The sequence below is a fragment of the Pseudomonas sp. CFBP 13711 genome (assembly GCF_014842265.1).
Taxonomy (GTDB): domain Bacteria; phylum Pseudomonadota; class Gammaproteobacteria; order Pseudomonadales; family Pseudomonadaceae; genus Aquipseudomonas.
In genome coordinates this window covers 35,503-53,834 of sequence record NZ_JACYVI010000006.1, presented here as the reverse complement: position 1 = coordinate 53,834, position 18,332 = coordinate 35,503, and the positions used below count along the sequence as shown (strand labels likewise).

The window sequence follows — 18,332 nt, the reverse complement described above, 5'->3', positions numbered from 1 at the left end:
CGGAAGCGCCAACTTGTATGTCTGAGCCGAGCATCCTCGCCAGCTGGACCCGCGCCCTGCGCAAGCAACTCGATGCCCTCGGCCTCGACAGCCTCGCACTGAGCCGGGCTGCGGGCCTGGATCCGCAGCTGATGGATGATCCCAACGCGCGATACCCGGTGACGGTCACCACCCGTTTTTGGGAACTGGCCGTGCAGGCCAGCGGCGATCCGGCGCTGGGCTTGCGAGTGTCACGGTTCGTCAGCCCGACGACCTTTCATGCGCTCGGTTATGCGCTGGTTGCCAGCGGGTCGTTGCGTGAGGTGTTCGAGCGCATCGTGCGTTATCACCCGGTGGTGAGCGACGCGCTGGTCATGAGTTTTGAACGCGTGAACGACCGTTACGAATTTCGTTTCCGCGTGCCCGACGGCAGCCCGATGCCGGCCAATGAGGCGATGGACGCCTTCGCCGCAATCTACGTGCGCACCTGCCGCAACCGCCTGGGCCGTCATTACGCGCCGCTGGCCGTTCACCTGATGCGGCCGCAACCGGAAGATCCGCAGCCCTGGCATGCCGTCTTCCGTGCGCCGCTGTTCTTCGGTGCGGCGGAGAATCTGCTGATCTTCTCCTGTGAGGATTTCGACAGCCATCTGGACGACGCCAATCCCGAGCTGGCCGAGCACAACGAGGCCGTGCTCAACCGCACCCTCGAGCAACTCAGCGCGCTGACTTGGGAGCGCAAGGTGCGCGGCGCCATCGAAACTCAATTGCCGGAAGGCGAGCCGTCCGCCGAGCACATCGCCCACACTCTGCACCTGAGCCTGCGCAGTCTTCAGCGCCATTTGGCCGACGAGGGTTGTCGCTACGATCTGCTGCTCAATCAGTGCCGGCAGAATCTGGCGCTGCAACACATGCGCGACCCCGGCTGCTCGCTCAGTGAAGTGGCCTACCTGCTCGGCTTCGCTGACACCAGCAGTTTCAGCCGCGCGTTCAAGCGCTGGACCGGCATGACGCCCAGCCAGTACCGCGAAGGGATGAATCGCTGACCGGTGACGCCATCACGCGCCTGCGCCGGTCAGGCGATGAAGCGCCGTCTCGCGCAGCCATTCGGTGTCCAGCACATGGATCAGGTCGTGATCGCGGCGCACGATTTGCCGTTCGGCGAACTCCCCAAGTACCCGTTCGACCACCTCAGCGCTCAGCCCGAGGCAGCGATTGGAGGCCATGTCGGACAGAGGCACGCTGCGCACCGAACGATCCATCTCGCCGTAGGCTTCGGCCAGCATCAGCAGCCGAAACGCCACGCGTTCCTCGGTGGGCATCAGGGTGATGTCTTCAAGGGCGGGGACGGCGAGCCCGAGCTTGCGCCCCAGCAAATCACGGAAATGCCGCCACAAGGCCGGGTGTTCAGCCAGCAGTTGCTTGAGTGGCGCATGGGGCATGCGCAGGAGAATGACCGCGCCTTGAGCGAAGACATCGTGGGTCGCGGGCAAGTCGTCGAACAACGAGGCTTCGCCGAACCAGAACGGTCGATAGCCTTCTGCCGGGGGCATGTCCGCTTGCTGCGGTTTAAGGGGATTGATGCGTAACGAGCCGGTGAGCAACGCATACAGGCCGGGCGAGGGATCGCCGCGCTGGAAGATCGATTTGCCGGGCGTCACCCGGCGCTGTCGCATGCCGATCAGCAAGCTATCCTGCAACAACGCAGGCAGATCGCGGAACCATCGGTCGTTGATAAACCATGAGCGCCATTGGGTTCCATTCGTCATGTGAATCTCCTTTTGATAGCCGGCGTTTTGTTGCAGGCTGAGCCGTGCAGCGGCCTCAGCCAAAAAAAATCAGCGGCATGATCCATGTATCCAGAGAGGAATAACAATGAAAAACCTCGTCGATCACCTCAGCCAGTACGCGGCCTACCACCGCGACACCCGTAATATCGTTACCCACTTCGTCGGCATTCCCCTGATCGTGATCGCCGTGGCCGTACTGTTGTCACGCCCCGGCTGGACCAGTTGGTCCCTCGGCGGGCTTTGGGTGTCGCCGGCCTTGCTGGTGAGTCTGGCGGCGACGTTTTTCTACCTGCGGCTGGATGCCTTCTTCGGCGTGCTGATGGGCGCTCTGCTCGCGCTGTGCCTGTGGCTCGGCGCAAGCCTGGCGCAAAAGACCACCATGGTCTGGCTCAGCGCCGGCGTCGGGCTGTTCGTGCTCGGTTGGGCGATTCAGTTTGTGGGCCATTATTACGAGGGCCGCAAGCCGGCGTTTGTCGACGACCTCACAGGCCTGATCATCGGCCCGCTGTTTGTCGTTGCCGAAGCGGCTTTTTTGTTGGGAATGAGAAAGAAGTTGCAACACGCCATCGAGGCGCGGGTGGGCAAGACGCACCGGCGGGATTTGAAAAAAGCGACGGTCTAGAACTGTGTTTTGACAACCAATCAGATCGATCGTCGAAGGACATCGCTGATTTCCCTGCGGATGAAGGAATGTGGGAGTGACCGGGGTGGCGCTCCACCTTGCTCACGAAGGCTGGATTCCAGCCGCTGAAAATCTAGCGGATGTAATGGCCTCTTCGCGAGCAAGCTCGCTCCCACAAGATGTGTATTTATCCCCAGACAACGCGGTGGCCGAGCTGTCCATTTGATTAGAGAGCGCTTAAATACTCTTGATCAGAGAGCGCCCTAAATACTCTCCCGCTTCTGCTAGGCCTTCGGCTTGAAGAACAGCGTTTCTCCCCGCGCCAGCCCTGTCAGGCTGTCGTGGTCTTTCACCACTTCGGCTTCGATCAGTTCGGGTTGCCCTTCGACCTTCAGCGTTACCCGCGTCGTGGCGCCCAACGGGCGAATGTCCCGCACTTCCGCCGCGTGGTGCCCTTCCACTTCATGCCGTGACAACGACACTTCGTGGGGGCGGAACAACACGTGGTTGTCTTCGCCCAGATGCAGACGGTTCGAGTCACCCAGAAAGTGATAAACAAAATCGCTGGACGGGTTCTCATAAACATCCCCGGGCGAACCGATCTGCTCGATCACGCCCTTGTTCATCACCACGATGCGGTCCGCGACTTCCATCGCCTCTTCCTGATCGTGGGTCACGAATACCGAGGTCAGGTTGATGTCTTCGTGCAGCCGCGCCAGCCAGCGACGCAGCTCCTTGCGTACCTTGGCGTCCAGCGCGCCGAACGGCTCATCCAGCAGCAACACTTTGGGCTCCACCGCCAGGGCGCGGGCCAGGGCAATCCGCTGACGCTGACCGCCCGACAATTGCTCCGGATAGCGATCCGACAGCCAGTCCAGTTGCACCATATTCAGCAGCTCATGCACTTTGACCGCGATCTGGCTTTCGTTCGGGCGCTGGTTCTTCGGCTTCATGCGCAGGCCGAAGGCGACGTTGTCGAACACCGTCATGTGGCGGAACAGCGCGTAATGCTGGAAGACGAACCCCACGTTGCGATCGCGCACGTCGTGGCCGGAGACATCCTCGCCGTGGAACACGATGCTGCCTTTGTCCGGCGTTTCCAGCCCGGCAATGATGCGCAGCAGCGTGGTCTTGCCACAGCCGGACGGGCCCAACAGCGCCACGAGCTCGCCACTCTGGATATCCAGACTGATGCCGTCGAGGGCCTTGAAGGCGTTGAAATTCTTGCTGACGTTACGGACTTCGATCGACATGAATTATTCCTCCGCCGCGTTTTTGCGCAGACGGCTAATGCGCGCTTCGCTCCACTGCTTGAGCAGCAGGATGAACAGCGCAAGGATCAATAACAGGCTCGCCACGGCAAATGCAGCCACGTGGTTGTACTCGTTGTAGAGAATCTCGACATGCAACGGCAGGGTGTTGGTCACGCCGCGAATGTGGCCCGAGACCACCGACACCGCACCGAACTCACCCATGGCCCGCGCGGTACACAGCACCACGCCGTAGATCAGGCCCCATTTGATGTTGGGGACGGTCACATGCCAGAACATCTGCCAGCCATTGGCACCGAGCAGGCGCGCGGCTTCTTCTTCCTGCGTGCCCTGCTCCTGCATCAGCGGGATGAGCTCGCGGGCCACGAACGGCACGGTCACGAAGATGGTCGCCAGCACGATGCCCGGCAGGGCGAAGACGATCTGGATGTCGTGCTCCTGCAGCCAGGGGCCGAACACGCCACGGGCGCCGAACATCAGCACGTAAATCAGACCGGCGATGACCGGCGAGACCGAGAACGGCAGGTCGATCAGGGTGACCAGAATCGCCTTGCCGCGGAACGAGTATTTACTCACGCACCAGGCCGCCGCGACGCCGAAGACGACGTTGAGCGGCACCGAAATCAGCACCGCGAACACGGTCAGCTTGAGGGCTGACAGCGCATCGGGCTCCAGGATGGCCGCGAAGAATCCGCCGAGGCCGTTGCTCAAACCCTGGCCGATCACCACCACCAACGGCAGTAGCAGGAAGAACGCGAAGACCAGCCAGCCAAGGCCGATCAGAATGCGCCGCGACACCGCGCTGCCACGACGGGCAGCATTGGCGGAGGACGCAGCAATGAGCGATGAACCAGACATACGTGCGCCTCCTCAGTTAGGGGTTTCGATGCGTCGCTGCAACAGATTGATCAGCAGCAGCAGCACGAACGACACCAGCAGCATCATCACGCCAATCGCCGTGGCGCCGGTGTAGTCGTACTGGTCGAGCTTGACCATGATCAGTAGCGGCAGGATCTCGGTCTTCATCGGCATGTTGCCGGCGATGAAAATCACCGAGCCGTATTCACCCACGCCCCGGGCGAAGGCCAGCGCGAAGCCGGTCAGCCAGGCAGGCAACAAGGCCGGGACGAGGATGTGACGGAACACCTGAAGAGGTTTGGCGCCAAGGCAGGCCGCGGCTTCTTCGACTTCCCGGGGGATGTCCGCCAGCACCGGCTGAACCGTGCGCACCACAAAGGGCATGGTGACGAAGGTCAACGCCAGGGTGATACCGAAGGGGGTGTAGGCAATCTTGATGCCCATATCGGCAGCGAACTGGCCGATGAAACCCGTCGGCGTGTACAGCGCGGTCAGCGCGATACCGGCAACGGCGGTGGGCAATGCGAAGGGCAGATCGATCATCGCGTCGATGATCTTGCGACCGGGGAAGGTGTAACGCACCAGCACCCAGGCCAGCAGCGTGCCGATGATGCCGTTGATGATCGCCGCGAAAAACGCTGTGCCGAAACTCAGCTTGAGTGCTGCAAGCACGCGAGGCGCCGTAACAACATTCCAGAACTGAACGGCGCTCAGCTGGGAGGCGTGGATGAACATGACCGCAAGCGGTATCAGCACAATCAGACTGAGGTACACCAATGTGTAGCCCAGCGTCAGCCCGAAGCCGGGTATGACGGGGGATATGCGTCGAGACATAAAAGTCCTTGGTTTACACACGTTACCCGGAACAAGTCCGGGTCCATTTATTCCGTGGGACGCTGCGGTTACTGCGGAATGTAGATCTGATCGAACACACCACCGTCATCGAAGAACTTGGGCTGAGCCGATTTCCAGCCACCGAAGTCTTTGTCGATGGTCAGCAAATTGAGTTTAGGAAACTGCTTTTCGTACTTGGCGGCCACTTCCGTGTCACGAGGACGATAGAAGTTTTTCGCCGCGATTTCCTGACCTTCCTTGCTGTACAAGTGCTTGAGGTATTCGGTGGCGATTTCGGTGGTGCCGTGCTTCTCGGCGTTCTTCTCGACGACGGCCACTGGAGGCTCGGCCAGAATCGACAGCGAAGGGACGACGATGTCGAACTTGTCCGCGCCGCCGTCTTCTTTCAACGCCAGGAACGCTTCGTTTTCCCACGCCAGCAACACGTCACCCTGACCGTTGTTGACGAAAGTGATGGTCGAACCGCGTGCGCCGGTATCCAGCACCGGAACGTGCTTGAACAGTTTGCCGATGTAATCCTTGGCCTTGGTTTCATCCCCGCCATTGGATTTCAGACCGTAACCGTAAGCCGCCAGGAAATTCCAGCGCGCGCCGCCCGAGGTTTTCGGGTTTGGCGTGATCACCGATACTCCGTCCTTGATCAGGTCGCCCCAGTCATGGATGCCTTTCGGGTTGCCCTTGCGCACCAGGAACACGATGGTCGAGGTGTACGGGGTGCTGGCGTCCGGCAACTTGGTCTGCCAGTTCTCAGGAATGGTCTTGCCCAGTTTGGCGATTTCGTCGATGTCGCCGGCCAGGGCCAGGGTGACCACGTCGGCAGGCGAGCCGTCGATCACCGAGCGGCCCTGCTTGCCCGAGCCACCGTGGGACTGGTTGATCTTCACGGTGTCGCCCGGATGGGATTTTTTCCAGAAGTTGATGAATTCGGCGTTGTAGTCCTGATACAGCTCGCGCGTCGGGTCGTACGAGACGTTCAGCAGGGTGAAATCCTTGGCGACAGCAGAACCGGCAAACACCGCACTGGCGAGCGCGGCCAGCGCATAACGACGAATGGACATGAATCAGGCTCCTGGACAAATGTGTGTTGTTGGCTTTTTCTAGTTTTAGGTCATGCGGTGTTCGTTATGCGGGAGCGTGCCTCAGCCCTGCTTGTTGCTCGGGTTTTGCAGACGAAATTTCTCCTTGCGCTCGATCTGGACCACTTGCGCGTTGTGCACCGTGATTTCAACCGCGCCAAAACGCAGGTCACGCAGCGCGCTTTGAATTTCACGCAAAATGCTTGCTTCGTCCTGGCCGTCAACGCTACGTAGAGATGCGCTCATGTTCGTGCTCCTTGAAAGATTTGCCGCAGCGTGGGGGCAAACGCTGCTTGTGGCGTGAGCGCGATATTAGAGAGGCAGAGATATTCTTAAAAATACTATTTAAGAATGCAGATATAACCAAAAGGCATTTGCGCCTGAGGCTGGCCGGGAACGACCTAGAAAGCGGTTCTGAACGTGTGGCGCGCGCCACACGGCTGTGTCAGGCAGAGACAAACACCGGCGCATGCTGCCAGTTGATCTGTTCCGCCGGCATGGGGCGCGCGAACCAATAGCCCTGCCCCAGTTCGCAGTTGTGCTTCAGCAGAAAACCGGCCTGACTGGCCTGCTCAATGCCTTCTGCCAGCACGCGCATGCCCATGGCGCGCGCCAGGGCAATGATGGCGTTGACGATCGCGATGTCGTCATCGTCGTCCGGCAACCCGGCCACAAACCCTTGATCGATTTTCAGTTTCTGCACCGGCATGCGCTTGAGCCGCAGCAGTGACGAGTACCCCGTGCCGAAATCGTCGATGGACAGTTTCAGACCCAGATCCCGCAGACGGTGCATCTGCTCGATGGCCAGATCAGGGTCGTCCATGATCGCGCTTTCGGTCACCTCAAGCTCCAGAAACTCCGGTGCCAGACCAGTTTCGTTCAACACCTTGGCCACTCGCCGATCAAGATCACCGCGTCCGAACAACCGGCTGGACACGTTGACCGCGACGAAGGCGATATTCACACCCTCCGCCAGCCACTCGCCCATCTGCCGGCAGGCTTGGGTCAGCACCCAGTTGTCGATGTCGGCGATCAGCCCGCTTTGCTCGGCGATGGGGATGAATTCACCCGGCGAGACCATGCCGCGCGCGGGGTGCTGCCAGCGCACCAGTGCCTCGACGCCCTCGATGCAGCGGCTGTGGAGGTTATGGATCGGCTGATAAAACACCCGCAGCTCGTTCTCCTCCACGGCCTGTCGCAGCTCGGCCGCCAACTCGACGCGGCGCTGGGCGTGGGCGGTCAGTTCGGCGGTGTACATCGCGTAGCTTTCACGGCCTTGATGCTTGGCCTGTGAAAGCGCGGCGTCGGCATTACGCAGCAACTGCTCGGCGGTCAGCGCATCCTGGGGAAAGATGCTGATGCCGACGCTGGCGGTGAGAAACAGCGATTGCCCGCTGACCAGAAAAGGCTCGCGCAGCCCTTCCAGAATGCTCTGCGCCAGTTCGGCGGATTGCGCGACCTGCTGGGCATTTTCGAGCAGAATCGCGAATTCGTCGCCGCCCAGCCGCGCCAGCGTGACGCCCTTTTCCAGATGGATTTGCAACCGCTCGGCGGCGGCTTTCAGCACTTCGTCCCCGGCGTTGTGGCCGAGGCTTTCGTTGATGTGCTTGAAGTGATCGAGATCGACGAGCAGAAGCGCCAGGGTGCGTTTATTGCGGCGTGCGTGGGTGTGAGCCTGCTCGGCACGGTCGGTGAACAGCAGGCGATTGGGCAGACCGGTCAAAGGATCGTAATGGGCCAGATGCGCCAGCTCTCGCTCGGAATGCTTGATCGAAGAAATATCGGAAAACACGGCGACGAACTGTGTGATTTCGCCTTCCTCGTCCCGGATCGGACGAATGCTCTGCCACTGCGGGTAGATCTCGCCGCTTTTACGCCGGTTCCAGATCTCGCCGCTCCACTGCCCGGCGCTGAGGATGGTCTTGAACATCCGTTCGTAGAACTCGGGGCCATGGCGGCCTGACTTGAACGTGCTCGGCCGCAAACCCACCACTTCGTCCTGCTGATACCCGGTGATCTCGCTGAAGGCACGGTTCACGTGGACGATCACGCCCGTGGCATCAGTGACCAGCACGCCTTCCAGCGTGGTGTCGAATACGGCCGCTGCCAGTCGCAGACGCTGCATGTCCTCATGCCGGCGCGCCAGCTCGGTGACGCCCATGAATCGCAGCAGCCGCGAGCGAGCCAGATAGATCAGCACTGCGCTGACGGCCAGCCAGAGATAACCGCCGGTCTGTTGCGCTCGCGCCAGCACGGTCGCGTCCTCGATCAGCCGCGGCAGTAAGTAGTCACTGATCGCCAGCCACACCATCGACAAAAGCCCGTACAACGTTGCGGTGCGTAGCGCATCCCGGGTAATGCTCGACATAGAAAGAAACAACCTTGCGAAAGTCGGAAATTATAGAACAAGAAACATCTTGCGACGCTTCTCTGAAAGACCGACTGTTTTTATCTGTGAGCTAAGTGATAATGCCCGCTTCTGTCTCAGGGTCTGCTCGGGCGGATCCGTATATTGCACGCGTAACAACCGAGGGCAACTCAGCCTATGTGGAACAACGGTCTGCTCGACCTTTCCGTCTGGCAATTGGTCGCAGTCACCCTGGCGATGACACACGTCACCATCGTCGGCGTCACGGTCTATCTCCATCGCTATTCAGCGCATCGCTCCCTGGAACTCAACGCAGGGCTCAAGCACTTTTTCCGATTCTGGCTGTGGCTCACCACGGCGCAGAACACCCGCGAGTGGACCGCTATCCACCGCAAGCACCACGCCAAATGCGAAACCGTCGATGATCCGCACAGCCCGGTCATCAAGGGTCTGTCGACCGTGCTGCGCAAAGGCGCCGAGCTATACCGCGCCGAAGCGGAGAACCCCGAGACGCTGCGCATCTACGGTAAAAACTGCCCCGAGGACTGGATCGAGCGCAACCTGTATTCGCGCTATCCACTGCTAGGCGTCGCGCTCATGGGCGTGATCGATCTGGCGCTGTTTGGCGTCATCGGCATCACCGTCTGGGCGATCCAGATGATGTGGATTCCTGTATGGGCAGCGGGTGTGGTCAATGGCCTCGGCCACGCGGTCGGCTATCGCAACTTCGAATGCCGGGACGCTGCCACCAATCTGGTGCCCTGGGGCATTTTGATCGGCGGCGAAGAGCTGCATAACAATCACCACACCTACCCCAACTCGGCCAAGCTGTCGGTCAAGCGCTGGGAGTTCGACATGGGCTGGGCGTGGATCAAAGTGTTCAGCTGGCTGCGCCTGGCGAAAGTGCAGCGGGTCGCGCCGATCGCGCACCGTGTGGAAGGCAAAGGCCATCTGGACATGGACACGGCGATGGCCATCCTCAATAACCGTTTCCAGATCATGGCTCAGTACCGCAAGCTGGTCATCGCGCCGTTGGTCGCGCAGGAACTGGCCAAAGCCGATGCCTCCGTGCGTCACCAGTTCCGCCGCGCCAAACGCCTGCTTTCCCGCGAGCCAAGCCTGCTGGAAGACAAGCATCAGGCGCGCATCCAGACCATGCTGGAGCACAGTCAGGCACTGAAAGTGATCTACGAAAAACGCCTGGCGCTGCAGCAGATTTGGGCAAAGACCAGCAGCAATGGTCACGACATGCTGGCGGCCATCAAGGACTGGGTCCACGAAGCGGAAGCCAGCGGTATTCAGTCGCTGCGTGACTTCGCCGATCAGCTCAAAACCTACTCGCTGCGGCCTCATCACGCCTGATGCCGTTGATCGGTGACCATTCGTCCGAGTGGCACCGATCGGAACTTAGTGCCATTACTCCTATCTCATTAACACCTTCGCACTATGCTGTGTGACATGTTGTGGCATGCGCCGCACCTTATTCCGAGATGCAGTGCTCATGGACAACCAGACTCCCCACGTTGAGACCCCCGCCGCAGCAGAAACCCTTCTGGCGCTGATGCATGCCCAGGCGGAAGTGGCGCGTCTCAGCGAGCGCGAGCAGTTGTTCAGTTCCCTGCTGGTCAGCGTGAACGCCGTGTTGTGGGCGTTCGACTGGCAGACGCAACGCATGATCTATGTCAGCCCCGCCTACGAGCGCATTTTCGGCCGTTCCGCCGGTTTGCTGCTCGCCGATTACAGCGAGTGGCGCGACAGTATCTACCCCGACGATCTGGACTACGCCGAGCGCAGCCTGAGCGAAGTGCTTGAGAAGGGCTCCATCGAAGACCGCGAGTACCGCATCATTCGCGCCGACGGCCAGGTCCGTTGGCTGAGTGATAAGTGCTTCGTCAGTCATCAGGCCGAGCACAGCCAGCGCCTGATCGTGGTCGGTATCGCCGAAGACATCACCGAGAAGAAGCACCTCGAAGACGAGCTGCAGCGCCTGGCCACCACCGACGTTCTGACCCAGAGCAGTAACCGCCGGCACTTCTTCGAATGCGCTCAGCGGGAATTCGAGCAGGCCCGTTTGCAGGGCACGCCGATGGCATTCCTGTTGCTGGACGTGGATGATTTCAAACTGGTCAACGACACCTACGGCCATCAGGAAGGCGATCTCGTGCTGCAACGCATTGCCGAATGCGGGCGCAAGACGCTGCGGCGTGGTGATCTGTTCGGACGAATTGGGGGTGAGGAATTTGCCGCCGTGTTCCCGGGCTGTGCGCCGGAAATGGCCCAGCAGATTGCCGAGCGGTTGCAGCGGGAGATTCAGCGCCTGAGCTTTCAGTGCAATGACAAAACCTTCGGCATCACTGCCAGCCAGGGGCTGACCAACCTCGGCGACCAGGACCAGAGCCTCGAAGCGCTTTACGCACGCTCGGACGCTGCGATGTACCAGGCCAAGCGCCAGGGCAAGAATCAGATCGTGCTGGTGTAAGCCTGCTTTTCCGAATCCACATCCCGGCTAAGCCACCGTCTTGCTGCGCACCCCTTCCAGATCTGACCTGCTGACCTTCAAGAGCCGCGCCGATTTGCTTTTCGCCAGTGCCTCCAGCGGGTCTTCAAGTCCGAGTGATCCCATCTGTCCCGCCACATTCATCGCCAGGACCTCGCGAGTGAACACGCCGGTGTTGTATTGGTACACCGCCGCAATCAGCTCACGCAGCTCCAACGGCAAGCGCCAGCGCGTCCGTAATGCCGAGCCAAACGAGGCCGAATACTGCGCCAACGTGCGGCGAATGGTGGCCTCATCCAGCGCGCCGCCAGCGATCAGCCAGTCCTGCAAACAGCGCAACACCGTCAATTCGCCCAGGCCCCTGAGCAAACCGGCGCAGTAACAGCGCTCGTGATTCAGATCCAGCTTGAGCGCCAGCGTCCGCGCACATTCGGCGGTGCGTTGCGAGACATCCCAGATTTCGCTGGCTTGCAGCAGCAACGCTGCATCCGTGAGCACCGCGCCACGCTTGAGAGCGAGACCCTGAACCAGATTGACGCTCTGGGTACCGCCCAATAGGGCGAGCGCCTGCGCCAGCGTCTGCACGGGCTTGCCCTGATGGTGGGACGCGCTGTTGGCCGCGGCGATCAACAGCGCGGTGACGTGGGGATCGTGAGTCAACGCCTGTTCCAGCAACGTCAGATCAACGCCCGACGCCCCGCGACTGCTGGCCACCGCCGCAGCCACGTCAACGAACAGGGGTCCGCCGTCTGCGACTTCCCGGCGCTGTTCCAGAAACGCATCCAGCCCGACGCCCGGCGCCAGACCTGGCACCGCACAGGCAACCTGCGCACCGTCCTGCAACAGCAGCGTTTCCAGCCGTTGGCGCAGGCCTTCCAGGTTCAGGGGTTGGTGAGGTAGGCCGTGGGCGCCAGCTGCACGGCTTCACGCACGCTGACGCTGTCGCTGCGACTGCTCAGCAGAATGAAACGAACCGGCGGCTGACGGCGCAGCTGCCGCAGCCCGCGCAGCAGGCTGAGCCCATCGACGCCCGGCAGCTCGCGGGAGGCGATGACCAGGTCGGGGATGTACCCGCTCATCCGCTCGATGGCCTCCCGGCCGTTGGAACAGATGTCCAGCTGCGCGTCACAACGCACATCCAGGACCAATTCGTTGAGCATCTCGCGGGCCCAAGGGTCCGATTCAGCGATCAACACGCGGGGAACGGCTAGCGCCTCTACAACGGTCATCATGACTCTCCGGCATCAGTCTCTTCACCATAGTCAAAGACTGCGCAGGGAGACAAACCGAAAGAGAATTTCCTGACGTCAAAAACAAAAAAACCTGCCGAAGCAGGTTTTTTCTGACGAAGCGGTCACATTTGATCAAACGTGCCGCAGCTCATCGGCATGAAGTCAGGCGATTTCAGCGAAGCATTCTTCGATGATCTTCAGGCCTTTGTCCAACTGCTCGTCCGGCGAGGTCAGCGGGACCAGCACGCGCAATACGTTGCCATAGGTGCCGCAGGACAGCAGGATGAGCCCCTTGTCACGGGCCTTCGCGATCACTTGTGCGACGGCAGCAGCGTTCGGCTTGTGGGTGTCGCCATTCTCGAAGCACTCGACGGCGATCATGGCGCCCAGCGCGCGGACTTCGCCGATGACCGGGTACTTGGCCTGGATGGCGCGCAGGCCAGTGACCAGACGCTCGCCAACCGCTTTGCAACGATCCAGCAGGTGCTCTTCTTCGAACACTTCCATGACCGCCAGCGCAGCCGCGCATGCGATCGGGCTACCCGCGTACGTGCCGCCTAGACCGCCCGGGGCGATGGCGTCCATGTACTCGGCCTTGCCGCACACGCCGGCCAACGGGAAACCACCGGCGATGGATTTGGCGAAGGTGGTCAGGTCGGCGCTCACGCCCATCTGTTCCATGGCGAAGAAGGTGCCGGTACGGCCAGCGCCAGTCTGCACTTCGTCAGCGATCAGCAGAATGCCGTGCTTGTCGCACAGTTCACGCAGACGCGCCATGAACGCCTTCGGCGCGACATAGAAACCGCCCTCGCCCTGCACCGGCTCGATGATGATCGCGGCGATGTCTTTCGGCTCGGCGTCGTTCTTGAAGATGCGCTCGATGCTGGCGATCGAATCGTCAACGCTGACACCGTGCAGCTCGTTCGGGTAGATGGCGCGGAAGATACCGCCCGGCATCAGGCCCATGCCGGCCGAGTACGGCACGACTTTACCGGTCAGACCCAGGGTCATCATGGTGCGGCCGTGGTAGGCGCCGGTGAAGGCGATGACGCCTGCACGGCCTGTCGCGGCGCGGGCGATCTTGACGGCGTTTTCAACCGCTTCGGAACCGGTGGTGACCAACAGGGTTTTCTTGGCGAAATCGCCCGGGACCTTGGCGTTGACCTTCTCGCACAGCTCTACATAGGGCTCGTACGCCAGCACCTGGAAGCAGGTGTGGGTCAGCTTGGTCAGTTGCTCTTGAACGGCGGCGACGATTTTCGGGTGCAGGTGACCGGTGTTCAGTACCGCGATGCCGCCCGCGAAGTCGATGAACTCATTGCCCTCGACGTCGGTGACGGTGGCGTTCTTCGCGGATTCAGCGAAGATCGGGTGAATTTGACCAACGCCGCGTGGGACAGCAGCTTCGCGGCGTTTCATCAGGGATGCGTTAGTTTTGCTCATCATTTCCTCATTCGCCGCTCATCGGGCGGCGCGGTTCAAGGATCAAGCAGCGGGGTCAACAGCAACAGCATACGATGATCGACTGTCGCGGCCTCCCGGCCACCAATAAGTTGGTGCCACTGAAACCTGCGAAACGGCGCTCTCGCGTCCCGCAGGTTGTAGAACAGTTACTTCACTCTGCCACTCAGCCGGTTCAAATGCTGAGGCAGAGGTATTTGATTTCCAGATAATCTTCGATGCCGTACTTGGAGCCTTCACGGCCAAGACCGGACGCCTTGATGCCACCGAACGGCGCGACTTCGTTGGAGATCAGGCCGGTGTTGATGCCCACCATGCCGTACTCAAGCGCTTCCGCCACGCGGAACACACGGCTCAGGTTCTGCGCGTAAAAGTACGACGCCAGCCCGAACTCGGTATCGTTGGCCATGGCGATCACTTCGGCTTCGTCTTTGAAGCGGAACAGCGGAGCCAGCGGACCGAAGGTTTCTTCCTTGGCGACGGCTGCGTTTTTCGGCACGTTGACGAGGATAGTCGGTTCGAAGAAGTTGCCTTCCAGGCTGTTGCCGCCGCTCAACACTTTCGCGCCTTTGCTCAAGGCATCAGCGATGTGTTCCTTGACCTTGGCCACGGCTTTTTCATCGATCAGGGGACCGGTGGTGGTGCCTTCAGCCAGGCCATCGCCTACTTTCAGCTTGGCGACGGCAACCTGCAGCTTCTCGGCGAACGCGTCGTAGACCGCGTCCTGCACATAAATGCGGTTGGCGCACACGCAGGTCTGGCCGTTGTTGCGGTACTTGGAAATGATCGCGCCTTCAACGGCCTTATCCAGGTCAGCGTCGTCGAACACGATGAACGGCGCGTTGCCACCCAGTTCCAGCGACACCTTCTTGATGTCGTGGGCGCATTCAGCCATCAACTGGCGACCGATCTCGGTCGAGCCGGTGAACGACAGCTTGCGCACGATGGGGTTGCTGGTCAGCTCGCTACCGATATCGCCGGCGCTGCCGGTCACCACGCTGAACACGCCAGCCGGGATGCCCGCGCGCTCGGCCAGTTCAGCCAGTGCCAGTGCGGAATACGGGGTTTGCGAAGCAGGCTTGAGCACCATGGTGCAGCCTGCCGCCAGCGCCGGGCCGGCCTTGCGGGTGATCATGGCGGCGGGGAAGTTCCACGGCGTGATCGCCGCAGTCACGCCGATCGGCTGCTTGAGGACGATCAGGCGTTTGTCCGGTTGATGGCCCGGAATCACGTCGCCGTAGACGCGCTTGGCCTCTTCGGAAAACCACTCGATAAAGGAAGCGGCGTAAGTGATTTCGCCTTTGGCCTCGGCCAGCGGCTTGCCCTGCTCCAGGGTCATCAGGCGACCGAGGTCGTCCTGGTTTTCAATCATCAGCTCGAACCAGCGACGCAGCTTGGCGCCACGCTCTTTGGCGGTCAGCGCACGCCAGGCCGGCAGCGCCTTGTCAGCGGCTTCGATGGCACGACGGGTTTCAGCAGCGCCCATCTTCGGCACGGTGCCGAGAATCTCGTTGGTCGACGGGTTGTTGACCTTGATGGTCTGGCCGCTGTCGGCATCAGCCCAGGCGCCATTGATGTACGCCTGCTGGCGGAACAACTTCGAGTCTTTAAGCTGCATTGCGGCCTCCTGAACAGCACCGCGCGCGGCGGAGCGAATGGTTGTATGCGGGCGCCTCGACCGAGGCCGCCGCCGGATAAGACTGTCGCCGGCCCTGATTGGAGAATAGAAGAAAGACCGGGCGGGGCGTTTGAAATCTCAAACGAATCCTAGGGACAACAGGGTTAAAGGACAATAGTGCGTTCGAAAAAAAGAACGGGTGGGGCTTGGGGTGGGGGTTAATCGGATGAGCGTAACCGGGAGCATGCGTATGCGGTCGTCATGCGCGGGTGCCTAAGCGGTTGGATGTGGTCCCACTAAATTGTGAACGGCGGGTCATCGGCATGGACGCACGAGGGCCAGATGAGTATTATGGCGCCCGCATTGCACCTGTAGCTCAGCTGGATAGAGTACTGCCCTCCGAAGGCAGGGGTCATGGGTTCGAATCCCGTCTGGTGCACCATCTTTTATCCCTTGTATTACAAGGGGTTAGCTCCACTGCCAGAAACCTGTCCTAGTCCTGAAAGTCGTTTTTGCCACAAATTTGCCACACTCAAGTGTGGCGGGAATGGTCGAAATGGCAACAATCAGGAATCGCGGCGAGTATCAGTGGGAAGCGCAAATTCGCCGTAAGGGCTATCCAGCCCAGCGAAAAACCTTCGAAACCAAATCCGATGCCCAAGCCTGGGCACGCATGATCGAAAGCGAAATCGACCGAGGCATATTCGTCTCCCGGGTCGAGGCTGAACGCACCGCCTTTCATCAACTCATTGATCGATACATCTCCGAGATCGCCCCTAAGCACAAAGGCGCGTATTCGGAAATCAAACGCCTTGAAGCGCTCAAGCGCCATCCGCTGGCAACACGCATCGTTGCCACCCTCACCTCTTCAGATTTTGCCCGCTACCGTGATGAGCGCCTGAAGATCCGTAAGGGCAACACGGTCAAGCGCGAGCTGGCTTTGTTTCAGTGCGTGATTGAGGTCGCTCGCCGGGAGTGGGGAATTCACCTTGCCGAGAACCCGGTCAGGATGGTCAGCCGTCCCAGCTACAACGACGAGCGCTCGCGACGGCTCGACCCAATTGAAGAGCAATACATGCTAGGCGCGTTAGAGCTTCGTGAGCGACGTGCTGATGGGACCTACGCCGATGCATCACACAATCGATGGATCCGGCCCATCGTCCAACTGGCGATTGAGACAGCAATGCGCCGTGGTGAGATTTTCGAGCTGCGCTGGAAGCATGTGAACCTGGAACGTAGAACCGCGCACCTGCCTGCGACAAAGAACGGACTGCCCAGAACCGTCCCGCTTTCGCCGAAGGCTATTCAGTTGCTGAAGGATTTACCGCGTTCGCTGTGCGGGCGAGTCTTCCCCACCACGGCTGATGCGCTCAAGAAGGCCTTCGTGCGAGGTTTGGAGCGCGCAAGGCTGAAATACTTGGGGGATTGTGGGGCTGCGCAGGTAATCCCGCAGGAAGACTTCCTGATCAATCTGCGCTTTCACGACCTGCGGCATGAAGCGACCTGTCGGCTTGCGACCAAGCTGCCGAACTTGATTGAGCTTGCCAGCGTGACGGGGCACCGGGAGGTGAACATGCTCAAGCGGTATTACAACATTACTGCGGAGGAGCTGGCGGCTAAGTTAGCATAAGTGCCCCCACAAATTGGCCATGCACCAAAGGGACTTGCCTTCCTTATGGTGCATACGTGCCGTATTACCAATCCGTAAACGTAAGAATATTTCGTCTACGATCCAAGTCGAAGTCATCGGTTCGTAAGATATCTTGCCAAAACCTTTCTCTTTCTCGGAGGGTACCAGCCCCACGCCATTCAATTATCCTCATTGGCGTACTCCGTGCAAAGGCGGCCAAGACATCATTAAGGTGAGTGTCGAAGCCGGAGTAGCCAAAAACTATGATTTCCCGGGCCTCGTGGCAGCACTTCTGCAAGTAATCCCAATATGTAGAAAGAACCTCTGAAGCCCCAATTACTGATCTTTTATGAGTTACGTGTGTCAGGACAATGTGATTAGAAATTATCCTAGATGACATATTCAACTGATCCCGCGTCATCTTATGTGCAACGCCATGCCTATCATCGTAGAACAAGGGGGAACCATGCAGATGCAAGTAGTACCCGAAATCGTTCTGCCACAGACGTTCAAGCCGATGCTCAGCAAAACCAGCGTCGACCATCCCGTCAACGAGGTAGGCACTATACCCACCTGCCATGAGCCCCTCATCCACTAACGCGCCGTAGAGGAGCCGGTCATAATTCAATGTCGCTATGTTTGAGTTGGTTTCACGTAGAAATGCAAATAGCGGCTCAAGAAAATTGTTGGGTAAATCACCGTCATATAGATGTAAGTCTGATGCAACCCTATGAATATACTGTGCAACAGCTTTTGGAAATGACTGGGCATCTGCGGTGAGCCAATGAACATCGTCGTCGCCTATCTTGTTAAGCATGTTGCAGGCTGCGACAACTATATGCAGCGTGTCGAGTTGTTCTTCTCCATTGGGAGGCAGGCCATCATTATCCACACAGCGTCCTACCATTAATTTCTTATCATCTGGAAGATGACGAGGATGGTTCCAAACATCTTCTAGCGCACGCGCTAGCGAGAAGTGGTCCGGATCCAATGCCATACCTAGACCGTTACCGAAAATTAGCGTCTTCCGTGTCATTACGAATCCTACATTTGCCATTATCGAATAATAATCGGG

General features: G+C 59.8%; 15 protein-coding genes, 1 tRNA gene and 1 pseudogene. 6 read left to right on the top strand and 11 right to left on the bottom strand.

The features are described from left to right. The first annotated feature begins 17 nt into the window (after positions 1 to 17). The gene (locus IFT47_RS13005; RefSeq protein ID WP_192173039.1) at positions 18 to 1,025 is read left to right on the top strand and encodes an AraC family transcriptional regulator; all 1,008 of its coding nucleotides are present in this window, start codon (positions 18 to 20) and stop codon (positions 1,023 to 1,025) included. A gap of 12 nt (positions 1,026 to 1,037) precedes the next feature. On the opposite strand, the gene IFT47_RS13000 is transcribed toward IFT47_RS13005, so the two are convergent. After that, on the bottom strand, positions 1,038 to 1,748 hold the full coding sequence (locus IFT47_RS13000) for a Crp/Fnr family transcriptional regulator (protein ID WP_192173040.1): 711 nt from the start codon (positions 1,746 to 1,748) through the stop codon (positions 1,038 to 1,040). A gap of 106 nt (positions 1,749 to 1,854) precedes the next feature. Between IFT47_RS13000 and IFT47_RS12995 the strand changes: the two genes are divergently transcribed. Next, positions 1,855 to 2,391, top strand: a complete 537-nt coding sequence (locus IFT47_RS12995; protein WP_192173041.1) for an Mpo1 family 2-hydroxy fatty acid dioxygenase — start codon at positions 1,855 to 1,857, stop codon at positions 2,389 to 2,391. Positions 2,392 to 2,675: 284 nt separating this feature from the next. On the opposite strand, the gene IFT47_RS12990 is transcribed toward IFT47_RS12995, so the two are convergent. From IFT47_RS12990 to dibA, 6 genes are all read right to left on the bottom strand, one after another. Next, entirely contained in the window at positions 2,676 to 3,644 is a 969-nt protein-coding gene (locus tag IFT47_RS12990; RefSeq protein WP_192173042.1) for a sulfate/molybdate ABC transporter ATP-binding protein, read from the bottom strand. 3 nt (positions 3,645 to 3,647) lie between these two features. After that, positions 3,648 to 4,520: a sulfate ABC transporter permease subunit CysW gene (gene cysW / locus IFT47_RS12985; protein WP_192173043.1), complete on the bottom strand. Its 873-nt coding sequence runs from the start codon at positions 4,518 to 4,520 to the stop codon at positions 3,648 to 3,650. A 12-nt stretch (positions 4,521 to 4,532) separates the two neighbouring features. Then, positions 4,533 to 5,354: a sulfate ABC transporter permease subunit CysT gene (cysT, locus tag IFT47_RS12980; RefSeq protein WP_192173044.1), complete on the bottom strand. Its 822-nt coding sequence runs from the start codon at positions 5,352 to 5,354 to the stop codon at positions 4,533 to 4,535. A gap of 68 nt (positions 5,355 to 5,422) precedes the next feature. After that, positions 5,423 to 6,433, bottom strand: coding sequence for a sulfate ABC transporter substrate-binding protein (locus IFT47_RS12975; RefSeq protein ID WP_192173045.1), 1,011 nt, complete (start codon positions 6,431 to 6,433; stop codon positions 5,423 to 5,425). An 81-nt stretch (positions 6,434 to 6,514) separates the two neighbouring features. After that, positions 6,515 to 6,697 (bottom strand): sulfur starvation response protein OscA, encoded by a 183-nt coding sequence (oscA, locus tag IFT47_RS12970; RefSeq protein ID WP_065990977.1) that lies wholly within the window; start codon positions 6,695 to 6,697, stop codon positions 6,515 to 6,517. Positions 6,698 to 6,896: 199 nt separating this feature from the next. Next, positions 6,897 to 8,819 carry a phosphodiesterase DibA gene (gene dibA, locus IFT47_RS12965; RefSeq protein WP_192173046.1) on the bottom strand — a complete coding sequence of 641 codons (1,923 nt, stop codon included), beginning with the start codon at positions 8,817 to 8,819 and terminating at the stop codon, positions 6,897 to 6,899. Between the two features lie 177 nt (positions 8,820 to 8,996). Here dibA and desA point away from each other — a divergent pair, with 177 nt between their 5' ends. Together desA and IFT47_RS12955 are read left to right on the top strand one after the other, a co-directional pair. After that, a complete protein-coding gene (gene desA, locus IFT47_RS12960; RefSeq protein WP_133775675.1) occupies positions 8,997 to 10,181 on the top strand; it encodes a delta-9 fatty acid desaturase DesA in 1,185 nt (394 codons plus the stop codon). Positions 10,182 to 10,320: 139 nt separating this feature from the next. Then, positions 10,321 to 11,298: a GGDEF domain-containing protein gene (locus tag IFT47_RS12955; protein ID WP_065990974.1), complete on the top strand. Its 978-nt coding sequence runs from the start codon at positions 10,321 to 10,323 to the stop codon at positions 11,296 to 11,298. 27 nt (positions 11,299 to 11,325) lie between these two features. Here the strand turns inward: IFT47_RS12955 and IFT47_RS12950 are convergent. The 3 genes and pseudogenes from IFT47_RS12950 to gabD all read right to left on the bottom strand — a co-directional run bounded on the left by IFT47_RS12950 (position 11,326) and on the right by gabD (position 15,627). Beyond that, a pseudogene (locus IFT47_RS12950) lies at positions 11,326 to 12,548 on the bottom strand (HDOD domain-containing protein). 162 nt (positions 12,549 to 12,710) lie between these two features. After that, positions 12,711 to 13,991, bottom strand: a complete 1,281-nt coding sequence (gabT, locus tag IFT47_RS12945) for a 4-aminobutyrate--2-oxoglutarate transaminase (protein ID WP_192135860.1) — start codon at positions 13,989 to 13,991, stop codon at positions 12,711 to 12,713. A 193-nt stretch (positions 13,992 to 14,184) separates the two neighbouring features. Continuing rightward, on the bottom strand, positions 14,185 to 15,627 hold the full coding sequence (gabD, locus tag IFT47_RS12940; RefSeq protein WP_192173047.1) for an NADP-dependent succinate-semialdehyde dehydrogenase: 1,443 nt from the start codon (positions 15,625 to 15,627) through the stop codon (positions 14,185 to 14,187). Between the two features lie 365 nt (positions 15,628 to 15,992). Here gabD and IFT47_RS12935 point away from each other — a divergent pair. Both IFT47_RS12935 and IFT47_RS12930 read left to right on the top strand, forming a co-directional pair. Next, positions 15,993 to 16,069: transfer RNA gene (locus IFT47_RS12935), tRNA-Arg, on the top strand. 105 nt (positions 16,070 to 16,174) lie between these two features. Next, complete coding sequence (locus IFT47_RS12930) at positions 16,175 to 17,257, top strand: site-specific integrase (RefSeq protein WP_244655952.1); 1,083 nt, start codon at positions 16,175 to 16,177, stop codon at positions 17,255 to 17,257. A gap of 64 nt (positions 17,258 to 17,321) precedes the next feature. On the opposite strand, the gene IFT47_RS12925 is transcribed toward IFT47_RS12930, so the two are convergent. Continuing rightward, entirely contained in the window at positions 17,322 to 18,293 is a 972-nt protein-coding gene (locus tag IFT47_RS12925) for an SIR2 family protein (RefSeq protein ID WP_192173048.1), read from the bottom strand. Positions 18,294 to 18,332 lie beyond the last annotated feature (39 nt).